At 69.8% G+C, this 4,484-nt stretch carries 5 protein-coding genes; 1 reads left to right on the top strand and 4 read right to left on the bottom strand.

Annotated elements, in window-relative coordinates; all coding sequences use genetic code 11:
- Positions 1–131 precede the first annotated feature (131 nt).
- Positions 132–920 (top strand): SDR family oxidoreductase, encoded by a 789-nt coding sequence (locus IF04_RS0135235; RefSeq protein ID WP_030267703.1) that lies wholly within the window; start codon positions 132–134, stop codon positions 918–920.
- A 73-nt stretch (positions 921–993) separates the two neighbouring features.
- On the opposite strand, the gene IF04_RS0135230 is transcribed toward IF04_RS0135235, so the two are convergent.
- The 4 genes from IF04_RS0135230 to IF04_RS0135215 form a co-directional block, all read right to left on the bottom strand.
- The gene (locus tag IF04_RS0135230; protein WP_051831855.1) at positions 994–1,821 is read right to left on the bottom strand and encodes a DeoR/GlpR family DNA-binding transcription regulator; all 828 of its coding nucleotides are present in this window, start codon (positions 1,819–1,821) and stop codon (positions 994–996) included.
- Positions 1,822–2,006: 185 nt separating this feature from the next.
- The gene (locus IF04_RS0135225; RefSeq protein ID WP_030267699.1) at positions 2,007–2,888 is read right to left on the bottom strand and encodes a class II fructose-bisphosphate aldolase; all 882 of its coding nucleotides are present in this window, start codon (positions 2,886–2,888) and stop codon (positions 2,007–2,009) included.
- A 42-nt stretch (positions 2,889–2,930) separates the two neighbouring features.
- Positions 2,931–3,854 carry an SIS domain-containing protein gene (locus tag IF04_RS0135220; protein WP_030267696.1) on the bottom strand — a complete coding sequence of 308 codons (924 nt, stop codon included), beginning with the start codon at positions 3,852–3,854 and terminating at the stop codon, positions 2,931–2,933.
- A gap of 286 nt (positions 3,855–4,140) precedes the next feature.
- A complete protein-coding gene (locus IF04_RS0135215; protein WP_030267694.1) occupies positions 4,141–4,440 on the bottom strand; it encodes a YciI family protein in 300 nt (99 codons plus the stop codon).
- Between the last annotated feature and the right edge of the window lie 44 nt (positions 4,441–4,484).

Genomic DNA, 4,484 nt, shown 5'->3' with positions numbered 1-4,484 from the left:
CCCCCCGCCCCCTCCCCCTCATCGGACCGTGGCCCCCTCATCGCCCTTATTGGCACGTCATGCCATTTAATTTAAGTTGGTCACTCCACTCGCCCGAGCCGGCGGTGCCGGCAGCGAAGGAGCCACCGACCATGCCCCCTTCCTCGCGCACCTACCTCGTCACCGGCGCGGCCTCAGGCATCGGCGAGGCCACCGCGGCCCGCCTCCGGGCAGCAGGCCACACCGTCATCGGCGCCGACCGGACCACCGAGGCGGCCGGCATCGCGATAGCGGCCGATCTCGCCACGGAACAGGGCCGCACCGAACTGGCCTCCCGGGCCCGGGAGTTGACCGACGGCCGACTCGACGCCGTCATCGCCTGCGCCGGCCTCGCGCACTTCACGCCCGCCACCCTCAAGGTCAACTACTTCGGCGCGGTCGCCACCCTGGAACGCCTCCGCCCGCTGCTCGCCGCCGGCACCGACCCGCGCGCCGCCGTCGTCGCCTCCGTCGCCGCCGTACACCCCTCCGACCCGGCCATCGTTGACGCCGCCCTGGCCGGCGACGAGGCAGCGACCACCGCGGCGGCGCAGAACGCCATCGACCGGGGCGAGGGGCACCTCCTCTACGGCTCGTCCAAGGCAGCCATCGCCCGCTGGGTACGGCGCACCGCGGTCACCCCCGGCTGGGCGGGCGCCGGCATCCCCTTGAACGCCATCGGTCCCGGCACCGTCCTGACCCCGATGACCGAAGGGATGCTCGCCGACCCCGCCACGCGCCGGGTCGTCGACACCGCGGTCCCGATGCCGCTCAACGGCCACGCCCGCCCCGAACAGGTCGCCCCGCTCCTGACCTGGCTCACCTCCCCCGACAACACCCACATGACCGGCCAACTCCTCTTCATCGACGGCGGCGCCGAAGCCCTCCTCCGCCCCACCTGACGCTCCGACTTGGCGGCCCCGCACCGGCCCCCGCCACGCCGCTCTGGCCGCGCCGGTCCGGCGTCCCGCCCCGTCAGTCGTCCGCAGTCGTGACTGTCTCGTACTGCTGCTGGGTTGAGGCAGTGATGACGCGTAGGCCGCGGTCGGTGAATTCCTTTCTGGCGGATTCCTCCACCCTGTTGTCGGTGATGAAGGTGTCGAAGACATCGGCGTCGCCGACGCGGGCGAAGCAGCGGGTGCCGATCTTGGAGGAGTCCGCGACGATGACGGCTCGTCGGGAGCGTTCGGCCATGAGGCGGTTGACGCGGGCCTCCGACTCGTCGTGCACGGTGGCCCCCATCTGCGGGTCCATGCCGTTCGCGCCGATGAACGCGATGTCCACGGAGATCTGCTGCAGCACCAGCTCACTGAACGGGCCGACCAGCTCGAACGACCGAGACTGTGCGACGCCACCCGTCAGCACGATCTTGATCTGTGGCCGTACGGCGAGCTCGTTCGCGATGTTCAGCGAGTTCGTGACGATCGTCAGGTGCGGCTGCGGGCCGGCCTCCGCGAACTCCGGCCGGGTCGCGAGGACCCGGGCGATCTCCGTGGTGGTCGTGCCGCCGCTGAGCCCGACGACATCGCCGCGCTCGACCAGTTTGGCCGCCGCCTGGGCAACCGCCTCCTTGTCCGCCGCGCGATGGGTGTGCTTGTAACGGATGGGCAGGTCGTACGCCACGGAACTCAGCACCGCACCGCCACGCGTCCGGGTGAGCAGCTGCTGCTCGGCCAGCGTGTCCATGTCGCGGCGCATCGTCGCGGCCGAGACCTCCAGCGCGGTCGCCGCCTCGTCGACATCCACCCTGCCGCGTTCCCCGAGCAGCTCCAGCAGGGCATTCATCCGTTCATGGCGCTTCATGCGAAGACCCTAACCGTCGCTTGTACGCCGTTCGTAGCGTTGGTGGGGCAGGGGCAGGGGCAGGGGCAGGGGCAGGGGCAGGGGAAGGGGAAGGGGAAGGGGAAGGGGAAGGGGCAGCGTCGGCATCGGCGTTGACGTTGGCGTGGGCGTGCGCGTGGACGTCGGCTTTGGTGTCGGCCTGGGTATCAGCCGTGGGCCGAGGTCGCGGGGGCGTACTGGCCCGGGAGCGCCGTCGTCGCGCCGAGGGTGCTCAGTATTCGGGCCGCCTCGTCGGCGACCGCCGCCCGGGCCGGTTTGATGTACTTCCGCGAGTCCACCAGGTCCGGGTCGCCGGCCAGCGTGCCCCGGAGGGAGCGGGTGAAGACCGAGACCAGGTGGGTCGAGATATTGATCTTTGTCATGCCGGCGGCTATCGCCCGGCGCAGCTCTTCGTCCGGTACGCCCGAGGAGCCGTGCAGTACCAGGGGAACCGGCAGTTTCTCGTGCAGTTCGGCAATGAGCTCCTTGTCCAGGACGGCCGTGCGCTCCCGCATGGCGTGCGACGATCCGACCGCCACGGCGAGCGCGTCCACCCCCGTGGCCGTGACGTATGCCAGCGCTTCCTTCGGGTCGGTGCGCACGCCCGGTGCGTGAACACCGTCCTTGCCGCCGACCTCGCCCAGCTCCGCTTCGACGTACACCCCCCGTTCGTGGCACCAGGCGGTCAGCTCGGCGGTGGTCGCGACGTTCTCCTCGTAGGGGAGGGCCGAGGCGTCGACCATCACCGAACTCACCCCCGCCGCGACACCCTCGTGCACCAACTGCGGCTGCGTGATGTGGTCCAGATGCACCGCTGTGCGTGCGGGGGAGGCTTCCGCGAGCGCGAGAGTGGCCCGGGTGATCGGCAGCAGGCTGCCGTGATAGCGGATGCAATTCTCGCTGATCTGGAGGATGACCGGGACGCCCGTGCGCTCGGCGGCGGTGACCAGCGCCTCGGCGGTCTCCAGGTGGATGACGTTGAACGACACCGCGCCGACCCGTGCCTCATCGGCGGCCTGGACTATCTCTGACGTGGGGACGAGTGGCATGGTGCCGGCCTCCCTGGCGTAGGGACGGGTGAGGAAAGACAGTCAGGACAGTTGGGTGGGTGGGGTTGGTGGGGTGGTGTTGAGCATGACCGAGCGGGTGAGGTTGCGGGGGGTGTCGGGGTCCAGGCCGCGGGCGCGGGCGCGGGCCAGGGCGACTCGGTGGATCAGTACGAGGTCTGCGAGCGGGTCACGGTCGTGGGTCACGAACCGGGCGCCGGTCCGGGTGACTTCCTCCGCCAGTCCGTCCGGCGCGTCACCGAAGAGCCAGGTGACGCGGCCCGGGGCGGCTATGGATATCGGGCCGTGCCGGTACTCCATGGCCGGATAGGACTCGGTCCAACTCTGGGCTGCCTCGCGCATCTTGAGTGCTGCCTCGTTGGCCAGGCCGACGGTCCATCCGGTGCCGAGGAAGGAGAACTGCTCGGCGTCCACCCACTCCTGAGCGAGGGGAGCGGCCAGTGCTTCCTCGGCGTCGCGTATCGCAGTGGAGAGGTCTTCGCCCAGGTGGGCGCGGAGGAGGGCCAGGGCTGTGGTGGCGAAACGGGTCTGTACGACGGAGCGTTCGTCGGCGAAGGGGAGTGCGACGGTCTCGTCGGAGAGCTCCCTCGCCGGGGTGTCCTGGTCTCCGAGCAGGGTCACCGTGGGAATCCGACCCCGGACGGCCTCGAGTATGCGCAGGACCTCTGTCGTGGTCCCGGAGCGGGTGATGGCCACCAGCGCGTCGTAGCCGCGGTCGGTGCCCAAGAAGCTCTCGGAAGCGGGGAAGGCATCGGTGACGCCGGCGCCTGCGGATTCGCGCAGTGCGGCGTACGACTGCGCCATGAACCATGACGTGCCGCAGCCGATGACGGCGACGCGCAGGCCGTGCTTCGGCAGCGGGCCGTCCTCAGTGCCGAGGCGCGCGGCCTCGCGCCACGTCTGTGGCTGGCTGCTCAGCTCCTGCTCCATGTACGACGTGCCGGTCATGGTGGTCCCGCCCCTCCGTCAGTCGGTCAGCTGGCCCGTTGGTTGGTCGGCTAGTCGGTTAGTCGGCCAGTTGGTCGGGTTCGTCTTGCGTGGTGGTGCTCGGTCAGTGAGTGAAAGTGCAAGATTTGGCGTTGTTGCAATCAACTGTACGCATGCGGAGGAGGGTGCGCCATCCCTCGTTCGGGTTAGCGGGGCGGGGAGCGCGTGGAGGAAAGAGAAAAGAAAGAGAGGGGTGCGCGGCCCGGTTCCGGCCGCGCACCCCTCTGTTCTGTCCAGGCGGTCATCGTCAGGTGGGCGGCTGCTCTCGATAGCTCGCCAGGTCCGCGGTGGTCTTGGTGGCGATGAACTCCGTGATCCGGTACTCGCACACGCCGGCCACGACGAACGGGTCCTCCTGCGTGATCTTCTCCGCGGTGGCACGGTCGTCGACCGAGGCGATGACGATGCCGCCGTCGCGGGGCTGCTTGACGCCCGCCACGAGGAAATGCCCGGCGGCGAAGTGCTGCTCCACCCAGGTGACGTGCTGTTCGAGCACGGCTTCCACGCGGTCGAAGGGGGCGGTGTAGGTCAATTCGAGTACGAACATCCCTGGAATATAAGGCAGGTGGGGCGGGGGAGGGCGGTCGGAAG

Origin of the sequence: Streptomyces violens, assembly GCF_000717745.1 — a bacterium.
In the GTDB taxonomy this organism is placed as follows: Bacteria; Actinomycetota; Actinomycetes; order Streptomycetales; family Streptomycetaceae; genus Streptomyces; species Streptomyces violens.
The sequence above is the reverse complement of the archived record's forward strand: the minus strand, read 5'-3'. Positions and strand labels throughout refer to the sequence as shown.